This window comes from Klebsiella sp. GW_Kp182 (assembly GCF_040062275.1).
Taxonomy (GTDB): domain Bacteria; phylum Pseudomonadota; class Gammaproteobacteria; order Enterobacterales; family Enterobacteriaceae; genus Klebsiella; species Klebsiella michiganensis.
The window spans coordinates 278121-297156 of sequence record NZ_JBEAFQ010000001.1 but is presented as its reverse complement, the minus strand read 5'-3'; the positions used below and the strand labels follow the sequence as shown (position 1 = coordinate 297156).

Annotated in this window: 19 protein-coding genes and 1 pseudogene; 4 read left to right on the top strand and 16 right to left on the bottom strand. The window is 55.1% G+C overall.

Annotated elements, in window-relative coordinates; genetic code table 11:
- Positions 1-9 precede the first annotated feature (9 nt).
- The 3 genes and pseudogenes from tssC to ABLU88_RS01445 all read right to left on the bottom strand — a co-directional run.
- A complete protein-coding gene (tssC, locus tag ABLU88_RS01455; RefSeq protein ID WP_200913656.1) occupies positions 10-1545 on the bottom strand; it encodes a type VI secretion system contractile sheath large subunit in 1536 nt (511 codons plus the stop codon).
- 40 nt (positions 1546-1585) lie between these two features.
- Positions 1586-2077, bottom strand: a complete 492-nt coding sequence (gene tssB / locus ABLU88_RS01450) for a type VI secretion system contractile sheath small subunit (protein ID WP_014229069.1) — start codon at positions 2075-2077, stop codon at positions 1586-1588.
- Between the two features lie 611 nt (positions 2078-2688).
- Positions 2689-2844: pseudogene (locus ABLU88_RS01445) on the bottom strand (NmrA/HSCARG family protein); the annotation flags it as partial.
- Positions 2845-2910: 66 nt separating this feature from the next.
- Here ABLU88_RS01445 and ABLU88_RS01440 point away from each other — a divergent pair.
- Positions 2911-3474: a DJ-1/PfpI family protein gene (locus tag ABLU88_RS01440; RefSeq protein ID WP_014229067.1), complete on the top strand. Its 564-nt coding sequence runs from the start codon at positions 2911-2913 to the stop codon at positions 3472-3474.
- Between the two features lie 278 nt (positions 3475-3752).
- Here ABLU88_RS01440 and ABLU88_RS01435 read toward each other — a convergent pair whose 3' ends face one another.
- The 6 genes from ABLU88_RS01435 to ABLU88_RS01410 form a co-directional block, all read right to left on the bottom strand.
- Entirely contained in the window at positions 3753-4529 is a 777-nt protein-coding gene (locus tag ABLU88_RS01435; protein WP_014229066.1) for an ABC transporter ATP-binding protein, read from the bottom strand.
- A complete protein-coding gene (locus ABLU88_RS01430) occupies positions 4529-5299 on the bottom strand; it encodes an ABC transporter permease (RefSeq protein ID WP_014838264.1) in 771 nt (256 codons plus the stop codon). The genes ABLU88_RS01435 and ABLU88_RS01430 overlap by 1 nt, the downstream gene beginning before the upstream one ends.
- Complete coding sequence (locus tag ABLU88_RS01425) at positions 5296-6303, bottom strand: glycine betaine ABC transporter substrate-binding protein (RefSeq protein ID WP_014229064.1); 1008 nt, start codon at positions 6301-6303, stop codon at positions 5296-5298. The genes ABLU88_RS01430 and ABLU88_RS01425 overlap by 4 nt, the downstream gene beginning before the upstream one ends.
- A gap of 28 nt (positions 6304-6331) precedes the next feature.
- Complete coding sequence (locus tag ABLU88_RS01420) at positions 6332-7051, bottom strand: aspartate/glutamate racemase family protein (protein WP_348836113.1); 720 nt, start codon at positions 7049-7051, stop codon at positions 6332-6334.
- Positions 7048-8061, bottom strand: a complete 1014-nt coding sequence (locus ABLU88_RS01415; protein ID WP_025107029.1) for a D-cysteine desulfhydrase — start codon at positions 8059-8061, stop codon at positions 7048-7050. The genes ABLU88_RS01420 and ABLU88_RS01415 overlap by 4 nt, the downstream gene beginning before the upstream one ends.
- A gap of 250 nt (positions 8062-8311) precedes the next feature.
- Positions 8312-9334, bottom strand: coding sequence for a malate/lactate/ureidoglycolate dehydrogenase (locus tag ABLU88_RS01410; RefSeq protein ID WP_348836112.1), 1023 nt, complete (start codon positions 9332-9334; stop codon positions 8312-8314).
- Between the two features lie 242 nt (positions 9335-9576).
- Here ABLU88_RS01410 and ABLU88_RS01405 point away from each other — a divergent pair, with 242 nt between their 5' ends.
- From ABLU88_RS01405 to ABLU88_RS01395, 3 genes are read left to right on the top strand one after another with little or no spacing between them, the layout of a single operon-like run.
- Entirely contained in the window at positions 9577-10584 is a 1008-nt protein-coding gene (locus ABLU88_RS01405; protein ID WP_014229060.1) for an ABC transporter substrate-binding protein, read from the top strand.
- A 21-nt stretch (positions 10585-10605) separates the two neighbouring features.
- Entirely contained in the window at positions 10606-11448 is an 843-nt protein-coding gene (locus ABLU88_RS01400; protein WP_048261885.1) for an ABC transporter ATP-binding protein, read from the top strand.
- Positions 11420-12286, top strand: coding sequence for an ABC transporter permease (locus ABLU88_RS01395; protein ID WP_014229058.1), 867 nt, complete (start codon positions 11420-11422; stop codon positions 12284-12286). Before ABLU88_RS01400 ends, ABLU88_RS01395 begins: the two co-directional genes overlap by 29 nt.
- 192 nt (positions 12287-12478) lie before the next feature.
- On the opposite strand, the gene ABLU88_RS01390 is transcribed toward ABLU88_RS01395, so the two are convergent.
- The 7 genes from ABLU88_RS01390 to epsC all read right to left on the bottom strand — a co-directional run bounded on the left by ABLU88_RS01390 (position 12479) and on the right by epsC (position 18798).
- The gene (locus ABLU88_RS01390; RefSeq protein WP_064406561.1) at positions 12479-13957 is read right to left on the bottom strand and encodes a cysteine desulfurase; all 1479 of its coding nucleotides are present in this window, start codon (positions 13955-13957) and stop codon (positions 12479-12481) included.
- Positions 13944-14888: a family 2A encapsulin nanocompartment shell protein gene (locus ABLU88_RS01385; protein ID WP_348836111.1), complete on the bottom strand. Its 945-nt coding sequence runs from the start codon at positions 14886-14888 to the stop codon at positions 13944-13946. The genes ABLU88_RS01390 and ABLU88_RS01385 overlap by 14 nt, the downstream gene beginning before the upstream one ends.
- Before the next feature lie 37 nt (positions 14889-14925).
- On the bottom strand, positions 14926-16101 hold the full coding sequence (moeB, locus tag ABLU88_RS01380; protein ID WP_025107023.1) for a molybdopterin-synthase adenylyltransferase MoeB: 1176 nt from the start codon (positions 16099-16101) through the stop codon (positions 14926-14928).
- Positions 16098-16388, bottom strand: a complete 291-nt coding sequence (locus ABLU88_RS01375) for a MoaD/ThiS family protein (RefSeq protein WP_014229054.1) — start codon at positions 16386-16388, stop codon at positions 16098-16100. The genes moeB and ABLU88_RS01375 overlap by 4 nt, the downstream gene beginning before the upstream one ends.
- A gap of 59 nt (positions 16389-16447) precedes the next feature.
- Positions 16448-16876: a M67 family metallopeptidase gene (locus ABLU88_RS01370; protein ID WP_025107022.1), complete on the bottom strand. Its 429-nt coding sequence runs from the start codon at positions 16874-16876 to the stop codon at positions 16448-16450.
- Positions 16869-17774 carry a cysteine synthase family protein gene (locus ABLU88_RS01365; RefSeq protein WP_025107021.1) on the bottom strand — a complete coding sequence of 302 codons (906 nt, stop codon included), beginning with the start codon at positions 17772-17774 and terminating at the stop codon, positions 16869-16871. The genes ABLU88_RS01370 and ABLU88_RS01365 overlap by 8 nt, the downstream gene beginning before the upstream one ends.
- A gap of 67 nt (positions 17775-17841) precedes the next feature.
- Positions 17842-18798 (bottom strand): serine O-acetyltransferase EpsC, encoded by a 957-nt coding sequence (gene epsC / locus ABLU88_RS01360; RefSeq protein ID WP_014229051.1) that lies wholly within the window; start codon positions 18796-18798, stop codon positions 17842-17844.
- Positions 18799-19036 lie beyond the last annotated feature (238 nt).

The window sequence follows — 19036 nt, the reverse complement described above, 5'->3', positions numbered from 1 at the left end:
GCCCCCGCCTTACGCTTTCGCTTTCGGCATCTGGCTGACCAGAGACAGGTTCACGTCCATCCCTTCCACCTGGAAGTGCGGCACCGCGTACAGCTTCACCCGGAAGAAGCCCGGATTGTCCTCGATATCTTCCACCACCACCTTCGCGTCGCGCAGCGGGTGTGAGGCCTGCAGCTCGTCGCCCGGGTCGGTCATCTCCGTCACCAGACCGCGCACCCAGGTGTTGAGCTCCAGCTCCAGCAGGCGGCGATCCTTGGTGGTGCCGATGTTTTCACGCTGAACGAGCTTCAGGTAGTGCGCAATGCGCGACAGCAGGAAGATATACGGCAGGCGCGCGTTGATGCGGCTGTTGGCGGTGGCGTCGGCGGTGTCGTACAGCGCCGGCTTCTGGGCCGAGTTGGCCGAGAAGAAGCAGGCGTAGTCACGGTTTTTGTAGTACGACAGCGGGATAAAGCCGAAGCTGGCGAACTCAAACTCGCGGGTTTCCGGGATCATCACCTCCGACGGGATCTTCACCTGGTTGCCGGTGCCCAGATCGTAGAGGTGGATCGGCAGATCTTTCACCGCGCCGCCCGCCTGCGGGCCACGGATCTGCACGCACCAGCCATTATTAATAAAGCTTTTCACCATGTTGGACGCGAAAGAGAACGAGGCGCTGGTCCACAGGTATTTCTCGTGGTCCGGGCCTTTCACCTGCTCGACGTAGTTGAAGCTGCGCACCGGCACGGTGTCCGGACCATACGGCAGGCGGCCCAGCACGCGCGGCATCACCAGGCCGATATAGCGCGCGTCGTCGGTGTCGCGAAAGGATTTCCATTTGATGTACTCGGCGCGGTCGAAGTAGTTGCCGATATCCTTGATGGCGGCAACCTCTTCCATGGACTCTTTCAGAAAGAAGGCCGGGCCGACGGCGCCGATAAACGGCATATGCGCCGCGGCGGAGACGCCGGAGATGTTGCGCAGCAGCGCCACGTCCTGCGGGCTGGCGTCGAACTCATACGCGGAGATCACCGAGCCAATCGGCTCGCCGCCCGGGGTGTCGTACTCGGCGGTGTAGGTGTGCCAGTAGAGACCGCTCTGAATCAGCTCCGGCGCGTCTTCGAAGTCCTGGCGCAGATCGTCTTTGGAGACATCCAGAATTTCGGTTTTGACGTTCTGGCGGTAGTCGGTGCTGTCCACCAGCTGCTTCAGGCCGCGCCACAGGGATTCCACCTTCTGGAACTCAGGATGGTGCATCACCGCGTCCAGCTGGCGGCTGATTTGATAGTCCAGTTCAGCGATATGGTGGTCAATCAGGGTCTTGTCGAGCTTCTCCACGGTCTTTCCGGACTGACGGATGCAGTCCATAAACACCTGCATCGCCGCCGTCAGTCGTTCGCCCGCCGGGGCGTCGGACAGCGCGGCATCATCCAGAAAGTCGTTAATATCGCCCAGGCGGGAAGCCGGGGTCAGGTTGATTTTGTCAAACAGGGAGGCGTAAACGCTCTCTTTTTCCAGTACAGCGGTCTGCCCCTGCGCGGGGGCGGTTTCAGTATTTACAGACATCAGCATATTCCCGGTTAATCCATTAAATAACGCACGCCGTTTATTTCGGGGCCAGCGCGCTCATTTCGTCGCGTAATTCCTGCGTCAGTGCCGGGTCTTTCAGGATTTTCTCAAGCTCTTTTCTGAAAGTGGCGTTATCAAGGAGGTTGGATTTGAGGTCGCGTAATAAATTCCGCATCGCCAGCATGGCGCGGAGCTGGGGGATCTGGCGGGCCACCTGCTCCGGTTCGAAATCTTTCATATCGGCGAAGCGGAGCTGAATATTTTCTTCGGCGCTATCGCCGGCCAGCGTGTTCTGTACCGTGAGGCTGATTTCCGGGCTGAATTCCGAAAGTACGCTGTTGAAGTTATTTTTATTGACGTTGATTTTTGCTCTTTCCGATAATGGCCGGTCTTCTTTGCCATTACTGAAATCACCGATGGTGAGGAGTTTCAGCGGCAGCTCGACTTTCTTCTGCGCGCCTCCTGTGTGCAGAGCCAGCTTTAAATTAATGCGTGCCTTGGGCACCTCATTCTGGAACGTATCAGCCATAGCAGTCCCTTCCCGTGAGGAATAATGTGTTAAAGATAACGGTGTGTGAAGACCCGGATATAGTAGAGCAAAGCGCCAAAAAATATCAACCTGCCGGTTGCAAAGTCCATTATAAGACTTTCCTCAGGCATCTTAAGGCAAATGTAAAAATGAAACGCATGAGACAAACAAAGCTGGTATGTAATAACAACTCTTTTCTTACAATAAAGGCAGGATGTATACCTGACAGAGGAATGTGAATTAAATTCATATCTGAACAGGCAGCATTGATTGATGCAAATCAATATGTAACGCAAATACTGGTCGTTCCGGATACTGAAACGCGCGCGAACAGGGGCGTAAGAAATAAATTATTTTTTATCCTTTACCGGCCATAAAAAAGTCCAGTAGTGGATTTTAATATGGCTATAATTAATGGCTGACAGGATTAATATAAAACTTACAAATAATACTTGCCAAATATCCGGTATCGATGGTTAAACCGGACAACGTATAGAGTCGCGCTGAGCGTAAAAGAAATAGCGGCATTTCATTCAGCAGATATATTAAAACAGAGCTTACAATAATACCTCTCGCTCATTAATTCCTGCCTGGCGCCGGGTAAAGCGGGTTTACCGCTTAAAGGCCCGGCCGGCAGAGATTGCCAGCGCCCGTTCGAAAGCGACGCGTCCTGTTCCCGCCAGCCAGGACTCAATGGATTGCAGCTGCGGATTCATTTGCCGCATCGCCGCCAGATCGGCATGCCCCGCCAGCCGTCCCTCATCCACAGGTTCGCATTCCCTCTCCCGCCAGGCTATATCTTAGACACCTTTCTTCATACAGGAGTGAATAAGATGGGCAAAAAGATTCTGATGCTGGTGGGCGATTACGCCGAAGATTACGAAACTATGGTGCCGTTTCAGGCATTACAAATGATCGGTCATCAGGTTGATGCGGTCTGTCCAGATAAAACAAAAGGCGACTTCATTATGACCGCGATCCATGATTTTGACGGCGCCCAGACCTACAGTGAGAAACCCGGGCACCGCTTTGTTCTCAACGCCGATTTTACAACGGTGAAAGAACAGGATTACGACGCGCTGTTAATCCCCGGCGGCCGGGCGCCAGAATATCTGCGCCTGAATGCGCAAGTGATTAAACTGGTGCAGGCATTTGACGCAGCGCGTAAACCGATTGCTGCCGTTTGCCACGGCCCTCAGCTGTTGGCAGCTGCGGGGGTATTAAAAGGCCGCACCTGCAGCGCCTATCCGGCCTGCGCGCCGGAAGTGCGGCTCAGCGGCGGACATTTTGCCGACATCGGTATCGATCAGGCGCATGTGGATGGCAATCTGGTGACCGCCCCCGCCTGGCCCGCTCATCCGCAATGGCTGGCGAAATTTGCCGAATTGTTGCAGTAGCAAACCTGACAAATATAAAAGGCCGGAACGGATCATCGGGGACTACCGTCTGAAGGCGATGCTGGCGCTAAAAATCGCGCCAGCATCGGTTTTAATGGCAGTTAAAAAAGATTATCGGCAATGCTGTAAGCTCAGCTTTTGGGGTAGACGGTGCAGACTTTCGCCGAAGCAGGGCCAGACGCGATCGCTGCCCGTCTGGTCATTCGATATGACCAGAACAACCGGGAACCACGATATGATAAGTTCGGAAATAACCCCTTTGCTTGCTGCAGCCGTTTTCAACCTAAATGGCGTTTAGCCTCCTTACGCACCCGGTGCAGTACATGATGTTTGATCCCACTGTAATCCGGGTGTTCAGACAGATTCTCGATATCACGTTCCCGGCCAAAAGGCAGGGCGATCTCCTCAACAATTTTTCCTGGGTTTGCTGACATAATCAGAATGCGATCGGCGAGGAATAGCGCCTCTTCCACGTCGTGAGTGACAAAAAGCAGAGTGGTGCCGGTATTGAGCCAGGCCTCACGCAGCAGTTCCTGCATCATCAGACGGGTTTGCGCATCGAGCGCGCCGAAGGGTTCATCCAGTAACAGCACATCCGGGCCGGGTAGCCAGGCGCGCGCCAGCGCTACCCGCTGTTTCATACCGCCTGAAAGCTGCCAGGGCGAATGGTGCTCAAAGCCTTGCAGGCCAACGAGTCCAAGCCATTCCATCGCACGGGCGTTAATTTCATCTTTGCGATGCTTACCCAGCCGAGGACCAAAGGTGACGTTATCCAGTACCGATAGCCACGGAAAGAGGTTAGGCTGCTGGAAGATCATTCCGCGATCCGGCCCCGGCTGGCGGACCGGTTTCCCCCCCGCCACCACGCGCCCCCGATCCGGTTTGTTAAACCCGGCGACCAGGTTAAGAATAGTGGACTTACCGCAGCCGGAAGGCCCCAGGAGCACCACAAATTCCCCTTTGTGGAGCGACAGGCTGATATCTTCCAGCACCGTGAACGGCTGTGGCTTCGCCGCAAAGGCGAGCGATACGTTTTCCAGCGTGATAGCACTCATTATTCTTTCCCCGCCCAGGGTACAAACAGGCGCTGCAGCCCCAGCAGCAGTAAATCCAGCGCATAGCCAATGCCACCCAGTAGCAAAATGCCAAGCATGACGATATCGGTGCGTAAATAGGAACTGGCGTTAATGACCATCCAACCCAGCCCCGAACTGGCAGCAACCATCTCCGCCGCGATAAGCGACGTCCAGCCAATGCCAATCGACAGCCTGACGGTGGTGAACAGTTCCGGTAACGTATCCGGTAACACCACGCGCAGAAAGATCTGTTTGCGTGAAGCACCAAGCGTTTGCGCCACACGAATGCGCGAACGACCAATACGCTCTACCGCAGCAGATGCCCCCACTACCACGCTAAGGAAAGTGGCAATAAAGATGAGAAAGAACTTCGAGGCCTCACCAATCCCCAGCCAGACGACCGCCAGCGGAATAAGGGCAATTTTGGGCAGCGGGCGCAAAAACTGCACAAACGGATTCAGCACCGCCGCCAGACCTTCCGACAGCCCCATCAATAATCCCAGAGGAATACCGATGATGATTGCCACAGAAAAAGCGCTTAACGCACGTGCCAGGCTGACGGCAACATGCTCCCACAGCGGCACCTGACGATAACCATCCGCCAGCAACTCTTCGGTCGTCAGGCCTATATCCATTAGCGATGGCAGCAGCAGCGGATCAACCCATTGCCGCGAGGCCGCCACCTGCCAGACGATAAAGAAAACAGTGACCGAAACGACGCTGATGGCAATGTGATAACTCAATCTCATTGCGCGGCTACCGCTGCGTCACGGATATAACGGGAGTTAATGGCGCTGTCCCAGCTGGCCGGGATATCACGTTGGCGAATCTCACCGATATCAGCAAGGAAGTGAGAGGTTTTGGTCAGCGCTTTCCCAATCCCGCTGTCGGTGGTTTGCGTACCGTTACCCAACCATTGCGCCGTACCCTGCTGGCTCAGCGTGGGATATTCCAGCCCACCCAACGTATTGACGGCGGTCGTCACCGGCGCGCCCACCTCTTTCGCAACAATGGCCGCCGCGCGCTCCGGGTCTTTCTTAAACTCATCGACTTTTTGCTGATGAACACGCAGGAACGCGCTGACGGTTTGCGGATACTGCTCAGCAAAAGCTTTACGCACAACGTAGTTGTTATAAATCAGGTAACCATCTTTTTGCAGATCTTTGGTTGCGAACACCTGATGCCCGCCAGAAGTCTCCAGTTCCTGAGCAAACGGCGCCCAGACATAGCCCGCGTCGATATCACCGCGTTTCCATGCTGCGACCATTTCCGCCGGACGCAGCGGCAATAACGTTATTTTACTGCGGTCGAGATGGTTAACGCTGATAGCGGCCTCAAGCGCATATTGCGCCGTCGAGTTTGGCGGATAGGCTACGCGTTTACCCTCAATATCTTTAATGCTGGCAATACCGTCTTTACCAATTAAACGCTCGTAGCTGGCAATCACGCCAGAGACGCCGATAATTTCCACCGGCAGTTTTCTGACAATGCCTGCCGTTGCCGGGCTGGATCCAAAATTAGCAATATCAATCGCATTGCTGGCAAAGTAATTTAACGCATCAGCACCGGACGCAAATTGCACCCATTTCACCTTGCTGTTGAGTGCCTTATCCAAAGAACCATCGGCCTTAGCCAGCATCAGCACCTGAGAACCGCCGCTATATGCCACCCGAACTTCCGCTGGCGTTTCGGCAAAGCTGCTATTAACCCACAGGCCACCCGCTGCAAGTAAGACACAGAGACTTTTATTCATTTAATTTATCCTTTAAATAACAACGTTTTTAATGCCATGTCTCGCGTTGCGCCAGCCATAGCCGGGCACACTGCCGGGCGAGCGCTTCTGCGGGATCAATTGACACGGCCAGATGCGGTGAGGTCACCTCAGCCAGCGCAACCGGCACTTCTGTACAGGCCAGCACCAGCCGCTCTGCGCCACGATCGCGCAATGCCTGGGCCTGTAGACTCAGCAGTTCTCCGCCGGTACGCAGTTCGCCGCGTTTTACCGCATAGCATCCCGGCACAAACCACTGCCGCAGTTCTTCTTGCGTTGGCTGTACGCTTTCGATCCCCATCGCGGTAAATCCGTGCTGAAACCAACCGGCATCCAGCGTGCCCTGGGTAGCGATAATCCCGACCCGCCGGGGTTTCTCTTTCCCGTCGAATACCGCCGGCGTGGCATCCACAATATGCAGCAACGGTGCGTCGCTATGCTGCGCCAGCGCCTCATACCAGTGGTGCGCCGTATTACAAGCAATGGCAATATGACTGACGCCCACGCGGTTCAGCTGTTCCACACCGAACAACAACTGCGGCAGCGGGGATGGCCCCGTTCCCGCCAGCGCCCGCTGGCGATCCGCAATTTGCGGCACATTCCATACCACATGGGGAATTTGCTGTTGGTCGCTGCTGGCGGGCGTTGCCCGCAGCAATTTATGCATCAGATCCAGCGTCGCCAGCGGCCCCATGCCGCCAAGAATTCCCAGCAGAAATGGTGTACTCATGATGGCAAAGAATCGGCGATGACCTGACGGTAGCCAAACAGACCTGCGCTTCCCCCCGTATGGATAAACACCACATTCTCATCCCTGCGGAAATGACCTTTACGGATCAGATCAATCAATCCGGCCATGCCTTTTCCGGAATAGACGGGGTCGAGCAGAATCCCCTCGTGCTGCGCCAGCAACTGCAGCGCCTCAAGCATCCCTTCGGTGGGCAAGCCATAGCCTTCGCCGACATAATCACTGTTCGCCACCACCGCCTCACGCGGCAATTCACCCGGTACACCGAGCAGTTCCCGCGTCTGCTGCGCCAGACGCCAGACGTTGTGTTCCTGTTTTTCGCGCGGAGCGCGGACGCTAATCCCGAGGAGAGGAATACCGCTGTGCGTGGCAGTTAAGCCCGTAATCAGGCCAGCCTGTGTACCTGCGCTACCGGTGGCATGAACGATATGATCGATGCGCAGCCGTAGCTGGCTGGACTGCCAAAGCAGTTCTTCCGCGCAGGAGACGTAGCCCAGCGCGCCGATAGCGTTCGAGCCTCCACCGGGGATGACGTAAGGGGTGTGGCCCCTGGCTCGCAGGCTTTCCGCGTGTTGTTCCATTGCCTGCTGCATATCCGTACCGCCGGGAAGATGAGCGATAATTTTGCCCCCGAGCAAACCGTCCAGCAGCACATTGCCGGATTGCTGATACTCATCACCCAGCGTCGTGACGCGTTGTTCGAGAAAAATATGCGTTTCCAGACCCAGTCTGGCTGCCGCCGCGACGGTCTGACGCACATGGTTAGACTGCGTGGCGCCCTGGGTAATGATAATATCCGCCTGTTTTGCCTGGGCATCGCCCAGCAAAAACTCAAGTTTGCGGGTTTTATTGCCGCCAGTGGCGAGGCCTGTGCAATCGTCTCGTTTTATCCAGATATTTGGCCCCTCCAGCAAGCGTGAAAGCTGCGTGAGAGGCTCCAGAGGGGTCGGGAAGTGGCCAAAATGAAGCCGGGGGAAACGCGCCAGATGCATAATAACTCCTGTAAAAAATGACTACGCAGCAAATTAAAATTTGGCCGCGAGGATAAAAGGTTCATACAATATTAAGTATGACTATATTTATTTTCTCACTGATGACTTACCAAGTTTTTCAGCTATGGTTATGAGAAAAAAAGATAAAATAGTGCTTTTATTTATTTTGTTCATCAGCACTAATTAACCGGACATAATACCAACGCTTCGAACAGATAACCCAAAGACGTATTTAACCAGGCAGACAACCTCAGGTATTTAATGCTTCCAGGGCGACAAACGCCTGCCAGCTCACCTCATCGATCCAGATACCCTCTTGCTGACGGCGGGTATACGCGCGCAATTCCGGCTCTCCGGGGATCTGCACATTGCGCCCTTCCTGCCCGCTACGCACCCAGTCCACCTGCGCTAATAGCGCCTGCTGGTAACTCTCCTGCGCCCCCAGCCGCGCAGGATCAAATAAAATCGACAGCATATTGTTGATGATTCCGGCACGTGGCGGAATTTGCTGGCTTTCGGTTTCGCCGCCGGTCAGCGCAGCGCCGAGTAGACTACAAATCAGCGACAATCCTGCGCCTTTATGCCCGCCAAAAGGCAGCAAGGCACCGAACGGTTCCGTCATTAATACCGCAGGGTCGGTGGTGGGTTGTCCGTTCGCATCTACCGCACATCCTTCAGGGATGGCTCGCCCTTCATTCCATGCGATGCGCGCTTTATTGCCTACTATGGCGCTGGTTGCGAAGTCAAGGATAACCGGGTGCCGGTTCGCGAGCGGTACCCCGACACAAAAAGGATTTGTGCCGAGTCGGGCACCGAGTCCATCGAAAGGCAGTACGACCGACGGCGCTGCCACGTTGGCAAAATGGAGCGAGACCAGTCCGGCGTCCGCCGCCTGTTCCGCCCATGCGCCGATTCGGCCAAGATGGTGGGTATTAGACAATCCGATGATTGCCACCCCAAACTCGCGCGCACGCTCAATACCCACGGCCATGGCCTGTTCGCCCAACGCCTGGCCGAAGCCGTGCCCCCCATCAAAAGAGACGATCGGTCCGGCATCAGACAACATGGTGAGCGTGGCGCCAGGGTTCAAATCCCCTGCCAGAATGGCCCGAATATAGCGCGGTAACAGAGTCACGCCATGAGAGTCGTGGCCTTTTAGTGAGGCTTCGACCAGGTTATCCGCGACCTTTTGAGCGATATCAGGTCCGGTGCCAACCCTTACCAGATGGCGCTGCAAAAGCGAACGTAAGTGATGATCCGAAAATAAAGGCATGATGAGGCTCGCAATGACTGCCCCTACATTGATAAGGGCTATTTAAAAGATGAACCCGACTATACTGAGAATATATTTATGACCTAAACATGAATAATGACTAAGCTTTTCCGCCTGGTAAATAACAAGCCACAAATATCGTTATTCATTTCTCTGATATTCATTTTCATTTAAATCACTTCCTTTCCCGCTCGCCTCTGCCCATGATTTTTGGCTGAGAAACACCTTTCTGGGAAACTGAAATGAATAAAACAAGCAGAATACTCGCCTGTACGCTGGCGCTTTCCGCCCTGGGCGGGATAAGCCAGCCGGCATTAGCGGAAGGAAACATTAGTATCGCGCAGCAATTTGGCATCGGCTATTTAATTCTTGATGTGGTACGTGACCAACGGCTTATCGAAAAAGAGGGTCAGAAAGAGGGGCTGGATATAAAAGTAGAGTGGCGCACCATTTCCGGAGTAACCGGGATGAATGAGGCCCTGCTCTCTGGCGCTCTGGACGTTGCGTCAGCCGGGGTTCCTCCCGTACTCACCCTATGGGATCGCACCAAAGGTAAGCAAAATGTGAAAGCGATTGCCTCGCTGGGGTCGATGCCCAATTATTTGTTGAGTAATAATCCGGCGGTAAAAAGCATTAAAGATCTGTCCGCAAAAGATCGGATTGCCGTACCGGCAGCAGGCGTCGGTTTTCAGTCTCGTACATTACAAATCGAGACCGCGAAATTATATGGTGACGGGGACTTCAAACGCTTCGATAAAATTAGCGTCAGTTTACCGCATCCGGACGCCAGCGCGGCATTAATTGCCGGCGGCTCGGAGATTACCACCCATTTCTCCAGCCCGCCCTTCCAGTATCAGGCGCTGGAACATAAAAACGTGCATAAAGTGCTCAGCTCCTATGACGTACTGGGGGGACAGGCAACCTTTAATGTTCTCTATACCACCCAGAAATTCCATGATGAAAACCCCAGAACCTATAAAGCGTTTTATCGCGCGCTCAGCGAAGCCGCAAGTATTATTAACCGTGACAAAAATGCCGCTGCCGAAACTTACATTCGCGTTGAGAAATCGCGGCTGCCTTTACCGCTGGTACAAAAAATTGTTAACGATCCCGAAATAAGCTTTACGGTTTCCCCTGAACGTACTGGCGTATATGCCGAAAAACTCCATGAGCTTGGGATACTGAAAAATAAGGCCGGCTCGTGGAAAGATTATTTTTTTAACGAAGCATGGGAAAACCCCGGCAGCTAAACCGCGATACTGGAGGCTATGATGGTCAATCAGCAAATTGATGGCCCGCTGCTGCAGGTCAGCCATGTCGATATTGAATACCGCACGCGTGAACGCCGGGTACGCGCGACGCACGATGTCAGTTTTGATGTCTGGCCTGGGGACCGCTTTATTCTGCTTGGCCCCTCAGGCTGCGGAAAATCGAGCCTGTTGAAAGCCGCAGGCGGTTTTATTGCCCCGCGCAGCGGTCAAATTTCGCTTGCAGGGACGCCAGTTAGCGCCCCCGCCCCGGACCGTATGATGGTATTCCAGGAGTTCGACCAACTGCCGCCGTGGAAAACGGTGCTGGAAAACGTCATGTTTCCTCTGCTCGCCAGCCGCAAAGCCAGCCGTTCACAGGCAAAAGAGACGGCGCTGCATTTCCTTCACAAAGTCGGTCTGGCGGAATTTGCTGACGCGATGCCCCATACGCTCTCCGGCGGCATGAAGCAGCGCGTCGCCATCGCCCGTGCGCTGGCGATGAAACCGCGCATCCTGCTGATGGACGAACCCTTCGCCGCCCTGGATGCGCTGACGCGGCGCACGATGCAGGAAGAGTTGCTGACGCTCTGGGAAGAAGAGCGCTTTACGCTGCTTTTCGTCACCCACTCGATTGAAGAGGCGCTGGTCGTGGGCAGCCGTATTCTGGTGCTTTCGCCGCATCCAGGACGCGTCCGGGCAGAGCTTAATTGTCATCAGTTCACGCTTAATGATTTCGGCAGCGAGGCGTTTCAACACGCGGCTCGTCATATTCACCATCTGTTATTCCCGACGACCGGCAACGGTCCGTCTCACTCATCCGGCGAGGAGCCAGCGTATGTCCCAGCCACCGTACATTCGTCCTGAATTCGAACGCGAATTACCGCCGCTACGTAATCTGCCGGTAGAAACGCCGCTACCCTTAAGCCAGCGCCTGTGGAATCAGGCATGGCTGCGTAAGTCTGTGATTGTCGCCCTGGTGCTGGCGCTATGGGAGATCGCCGCGCGAATACAGCAAAACGATCTGATGCTGCCCGGGGTATTTCAGACGCTGCAGGCGTTCAGTGAAGACCTGCGCAATGGCGAACTGCCGGAAAAAATCGTCAATTCACTCAGTACCCTGCTGAAAGGATATCTGGCCGGCAGCGCGCTGGCGCTGATTGCCAGCGCCCTGGCAGTGACCACGCAGTTTGGTCGCGATCTGCTCAGCACATTAACCGCGATGCTCAATCCACTGCCGGCAATTGCGCTGCTGCCGCTGGCTCTGCTGTGGTTTGGTCTGGGAAATGCCAGCCTGATATTTGTACTGATACATTCCGTCATGTGGCCCATCGCTCTGAATACCTGGTCCGGATTTAGCAGCGTGCCGGAAACGCTGCGCATGGCCGGGCGCAACTATGGCCTGCGTGGGCCACGCTATGTGATCACGATTCTTATTCCGGCATCGTTGCCCGCCATCCTTTCCGGTTTGAAAATAGGCTGGGCTTTCGCCTGGCGAACGCTGATTGCCGCCGAACTGGTATTCGGCGCCTCCAGCGGCGAAGGGGGGCTGGGCTGGTATATATTCCAGAATCGCAATGAGCTGTTCACCGACCGGGTATTTGCAGGGCTGTTAACGGTCATCGCGATTGGTCTGCTGGTGGAAGGCATCGTATTCGCCAGTCTGGAAAAGATCACAATTAAGCGCTGGGGGATGCAGCGTTAACCCCACATTCATTCAGGCAGCTACTGCGCCCCCCCATTAAAACGTCCGCTGGCACCTTTCAGGCTGGCTCGCCGTGTTGCCGAAGTCGCGGCAACGCGCCTTATCCTTACCACGATATGATAAAAGCCCGCGGGGAAATAAGCGGGCTTGTGGGATTGTCGTCATGGTCCATCCCTGGCGTGCTTGACACCGCTACCGCGAAGCAAACCTTGCGACATGCTCTGCGAGAAAATCAATTTCCTGCGGCGTATTATAAAAGGCCAGCGAAGGCCGGACGGTACTCTCATAACCAAAATGGCGCAGGATCGGTTGCGCGCAGTGATGTCCGGATCGCACGGCAATGCCGACCTGACTGAGATAGCGCCCCACGGCTGCATTTTCATGACCCGCCAGCACGAAAGATAAGACGCTGGTTTTGTTCGCCGCGGTACCGACCAGCGTCAGGCCCGGAATAGCCGACAGCTTCTCGATGCCATACTCCAGTAAGGCGTGCTCGTACTGCGCAATGTTTTCTATCCCCAGCGAGGTGACATAATCGATAGCCGCCCCCAGCCCGACGGCATCAGCTATATTGCCCGTCCCCGCCTCAAACTTATTCGGCGAGGGCTGATAGCGCGTCAGTTCAAAGGTCACGTCGGCAATCATATTCCCGCCGCCCTGATAAGGGCGCGCCTCTTCCAGCACCTCCTGCTTGCCATAGACCACGCCGATCCCGGTCGGCCCAAAAATTTTATGGCCGGAGAAGACGAAGAAATCGGCATCCAGCGCCGTCACGTTGGTCGGGATATGCGAAATAGACTGCGCGCCGTCGATGGCAATGCGCACCCCAAAACGATGGGCGATCTGCACCAGCTCCTGAACCGGCGTGACGGTACCCAGCGCGTTAGAAACGTGGGTCGCGGAGACAAAGCGGGTTTTATCGTTGAACAACCGGATATATTCCTCAACGATCAGCTGACCGTGCTCATCAACCGGCGCAACGCGGATCGTCGCGCCCGTTTCCTGGGCAATAAGCTGCCACGGTACAATATTGGCGTGATGCTCAAGCAACGTCAGGATAATTTCATCCCCCGGTCGTAATAGCGGCTTCACGTAGCTGTGCGCTATCAGATTGAGCCCTTCCGTGGTACCGCGCACGAAGATGATATTTTCCGGGCCGCGGGCGCCGATAAAGCGCGACACTTTCTCACGCGCGGCTTCATAAGCATCGGTGGAACGAGCGGCAAGCGTATGCGCCGCCCGATGAACGTTCGAATTCTCATGTAAATAATAGTGGCTGATACGATCGATAACCTGCTTCGGGCGCTGGGTCGTCGCGGCATTATCCAGCCACACCAGCGGATGTCCGTCCACCTGTTCGCTAAGGATCGGGAAATCAGCGCGGATGCGTTCTACCGGGATCTGTCCAACCCGCGCCGGCGGCGCCGTTTTTACGCTGGAAGGGGGTAACGGCGCGAATCCGCGAGGCGCGATATCCGCCCTGCTCTCCTGGCCCAATGGCAGCACCCGCGGCGCGTAAGCCGCTTCGGTCGCACGCGGACGTGCGGACGCGTCGTCAGGCAGCCCCTGCAGATCGCGCGCGTCGGGCAGACCATAATCACGCGCGGAGGGCGCGTCGCCCGCCCATCCGCCGGGCGCATAGGGAAGCGTGAATAAATTACTCGTAGTCATAATATTCACCCACTTCAACATCCTCCAGCACGGCAATGGCGTCATCGGCCAGGATCGCAGCGGAGCAATAAAGTGAGAGTAAATAGGAAGCCACGCCGTTATCGTCGATCCCCCGGAAGCGCACCGACAAACCGCGAGACTGTTCGTTTGGCAGCCCTTCCTGATAAAGTCCCAGCACGCCGCGTTTGCTTTCACCGGAACGAATCAACAGGATATTGGTTTTTCCGCCCTGGCCTTTCGGGTTTTTCAGACCATCGACAAACAGCTTGTCGGAAGGGATCAGCGGAATACCGCGCCACAGGATAAACGTGCCCCCATGCAAATTCACGGTGACCGGCGGCACGCCGCGTCGCGTGGCCTCACGCTGAAATGCGGCAATCGCGCGCGGATGGGCCAGAAAGAAGGAGGGCTCCTTCCAGACTTTGGACAACAGCTCATCCAGGTCATCCGGCGTTGGACGGCCATTGCGGGTCTGAATACGCTGCGAGTCGTCGATATTTTTCAGCAATCCATATTCATCGTTATTGATCAGCTGACTTTCCTGGCGCTCGCGCAGGCTTTCAATCGCCAGCGCGATTTGCTCTGAGGCCTGGTCGTAGGGCGAGCTGTAGAGATCGGCGATTTTGGTATCGACGTTTATAATGGTCGTAATCGAATCCAGCTGGTATTCACGCGGCGTGGTCTGATACTCGATATAGCCCTGGGGTATTTCAATGCGCGACGGATCCTGGCTGCATAATACATCCAGCGGCGTCTCCCCCTCCACGACCTTGTTCACCCGGTAAATTCCCGATTCCAGGCCCTTATAATCGAGAAAACGGCTGACCCAGCGCGGGGTGATTGCCGCAAATTGCGGTGCCGTTTTGGTCACGTTCGCTAACTGATACGCGGCTTCACGCCCCAGTGCATCAATGCCTTTTTGTTCTGCCATAATGATTCCTTAGTGTTTGAAAGAGTGGAGCTGAAGGTTAGTACTGCGGCAAACGGGTATCGACATCCCGTGCCCAGGCGTTTAGGCCATCTTTTAAATTCATCACGCGCCCCTGATAACCTGCGCGCTGGAGTGCCCGAATGGCGAAAATACTGCGCTGCCCTATCTTGCACAGAAATACCGCATCGACCGTCGGGTCGAATTCACCGATACGTCTGACTATCTGGCCCAGCGGTATCACCTTTGCCTGCGGAAATTTTGCAATCGCCCTTTCGTGGGGTTCACGAATGTCGATCAGCTGCAGGGGTCTTCCCTCCTCTATCCAGGCGTGAAGCTCAAGCGCCGTGACGCTTTCAACCGGAACTTCTGCTTCATCAGGTTTCAGCCCGCAAAACTCCTCGTAGTCGATGAGCGCATGAATCGAGGGATGCTCACCGCATACCGGGCAGTCGGGAGCCCTCTCCAGCCGCAGCTCGCGTTGCTTCATCTGCCACACATCGAAGAGCAACAGGCGGCCAATCAGGCTCTCGCTGCCGCCGACGATAAGTTTGATCGCTTCCGCCGCCTGAATGGTGCCGATAATCCCCGGCAGCACGCCGACAACGCCGCCTTCGGCACAGGAAGGTACCAACCCCGGCGGCGGGGGCTCGGGATAAAGACACCGGTAGCACGGTCCTTCCCCGGCATAAAAGACGCTGGCCTGCCCTTCGAACTGAAAAATGGAGCCATAGACCAGCGGTTTACCCAGCAAAACGCAGGCGTCGTTGATCAGATAACGGGTGGGATAATTATCCGTACCGTCGACGACGAGGTCATATTCCCCAATAATTTCGAGCGCGTTTTTGCTGCTCAGGGTGGTGTTATAGGTCACCACCTGTATCTCGGGGTTGATGGCTTTAATCTTGTCTTTCGCCGAAGCCACTTTGGGTCGGTTGATATCTTTGGTGCTGTGAATGATCTGCCTTTGCAGGTTGGAGACGTCGACAAAATCAAAATCGACAATCCCCAGCTTACCGACCCCCGCCGCAGCCAGATAAAGCGCCACCGGCGCCCCCAACCCGCCGGTGCCGATAAGCAATACGCGGGCAGCCTTCAGCCGCTTTTGCCCCTCAAGCCCGACTTCCGGCAGCAGCAGATGGCGGCTATAGCGGGCAATTTCCGCATGCGTCAGCTCCGTCAGACGGTCATCCGGGATAATGCTCGGTCTGCTCATATCGCCTTCCCGACGCCGCCGGCAATGGCGGGAACCAGCAGCACTTCCGCCCCATCGCTAACCGGAGTCTCCAGCCCGCCGGTGGTTTTAATGTTGTTCTCTCCCACGTACAGATTGATGAAACTGCGCAGCGCGCCCGTATCGTCATACAGATGCGGCTGAATGTCAGGAAATCGCTCCGCCAGCGCTGCGACCAGCTGCCCAACGGTGTGGCCTTCGAGGATCACTTTCCCCTGACCGTCGGTGAAGGCGCGTAGCGCAGTGGGAATCAGTAATGTCGATGCCATAGTGGTAATCTCTCCGTGTTTTGTTCTGGTTTCCGGCAACGTTGTGCCCGTTATTCACGTCATAAAACGATCTGCACATCCTCCTGCAAAAAGCGCTGGCGGTCCTGGGTCAGCCGCCAGCTGGTCAGCGCCCCCGCCTCGCGCTGCGCGACCGCCACGATGATATAGGCGTAAAACGGCAGCGCATGTTCGCGATCAAATTCAGATGGAATGGCCGGGTGATCGGGGTGCGAATGGTAATAGCCGATCACGTCCACATCCTGAGCCAGCGCAGCGCGTTCCGCCCGCAGGGAGTCGTCGGCGGTGATGACAAAACGGTGGTACTGCTCCTCCGACTCGCGAGCATTAACAATGGGGAAAATCGCCGTCACGCGGGCATCGCCCTGCGCGGAAAAGTGGCCAAAGAGCGCACCGCAGCATTCGTTGGGATAGGCCTTTTCCCCTTCAGCGCCAATCAGCCTGGTGATTTCTTGAGTCAATTCAATCATGGGTTTCATTCCAGAAAGCGTCAGTCAGATAACGCGAGCCGACATCACACAGCAGCGTGACCACCACCGATCCCGCCGGCAGCGTGCGGGCCAGCCGCGCGGCGGCGGCGACATTAGCGCCAGAGGAAATGCCGACAAAAATGCCGTCCCGCCGGGCGAGGCGCCGCGTGCTCGCATAGGCTTCCTCGGTGGTGACGGGAATAACGTCGTCGAACAGGGTTTCGTCGAGAATGCCCGGTTTAATGCTGCTCCCCATATGCTTGGTCCCTTCAATGCCGTGGAATGGCGAAGCGGGCTGTACGGCGAGCGTTTTCACGCGCGGATTTTCATATTTAAGCCGCCGCGCGATGCCGACGAAGCTGCCGGAGGTGCCCATACCGGCGACAAAATGGGTGATCTGTTGCCCGCTCTGCTCCCAGATCTCTTTTCCGGTCGTCGCGAAATGCGTATTCGGGTTGACGGGGTTGTTATATTGGTCCGGATAAAAATAACGTTCCGGATGCGCAGCAACTTGTGCCTGAACTTCAATATAGGCGCCGTCAGAACCTTCCAGCGGATCGGTCTCCACAATCGTGGCGCCATAATGACGAATAATACGTTTGCGCTCCGGGCTGGTATTCTGCGGCAGATATAGCCGGACGTGATATCCCAGCGCCGCGCCAATCATCGCGTAGGCAATGCCGGTATTACCGCTGGTCGCATCAATAATCGTTTTACCCGGCGTTAATAACCCTCGAGCAATCCCGTCCAGCACCATCGCTTTCGCCGCGCGGTCTTTCACCGAGCCGCTGGGGTTCATAAACTCTGCTTTTGCCAGCAGCGTTACGCCAGGTAGCTCGGCGGCAAAAGAGGGTAACGTGATTAACGGCGTAGCGCCGATCGTTTCAAGTAAATTCATAATAATTATCACGCTGTTATTTTATTTATTCCGATGCGCTGGCCATTTCATTTTATTATCGGCGGAATTAAATTCCGTCACCGTCGCTGAAATGTTTTTGCTGTACCCGGGCCTGCTGCACATGACTATCCGGCGGAACATCACGGGTCAGCCATATATTTCCGCCAATGCTGGAACGCGCGCCGATAGTAATTCGTCCTAATATTGTTGCACCGGCGTAAATAACGACATCATCTTCAATGATTGGATGGCGAGGATAGTTTTTTTGCAACTGCCCGTCATCGCCGGCAATAAATCGTTTGGCCCCAAGGGTAACCGCCTGGTAAATACGCACGCGTTTACCGACGATGGCCGTTTCACCAATCACCACGCCGGTTCCGTGATCGATAAAGAATCCGTCATCAATCTGCGCGCCGGGATGAATATCTATTCCCGTCTGGCTGTGCGCTTTTTCAGATATCATTCGCGCCAGCAGAGGCAGACCGAGCTGATGCAGCTCGTGGGCAAGACGATAGTGCATCACGGCATGAATTCCCGGATAGCAGAGCAGCACCTCATCCATGCTGCGCGCGGAAGGATCTCCCTGATACGCCGCGAGGATATCGCGATCGAGACGCTGGCGGATGACCGGCAAACGGTTGGCAAACTGCTGAACCCGCCTGACCGCCTCCTGCGACAGCGTGTGACTCGCATCCTGCTCATCTGACTGATAATAAAGTTCCAGGACCGCTTCTTCAGTCAATCTGTCAAGCGAGGTGCCTAGCAAATGACCGACGTAATAATCTTCGCCCTCTTTGCGTAATTCAATATCACCTAATCGCATCGGATAAAGCACTTTTATCAAGGTATCGGTGACTGAATTAACGCTTTCCCGGGAAGGTAAACTACGTTTATTACGATAATTATTTTTCGCATGTTCATCGCGCCACGCCTGACGAACGCGACGGAGTTCATCGACGACATTATTTAAATGCCAGTTATTTTCTCTTTTCGGCATGAGATACAATTCACCCGCTTCTGGCATAATAATATCCTTCTTAAAATCGCATCGATAAATCTTTTTTTGCGTCACCTCACTTTTATGCATTACCCACATTAAAAACAAATAACCATATAGACTTTGAATAGCTAAAAAGAGTAAATACTTTTAAATCAACACATTCGACAATCAACCGTACCCGGCGAATACGATCGATGCGTCCCTCCTTCGCCAGAGCGACTCGTTCGCGATGGTACGAAAATGTGGCGGGGTGAAAAATGGA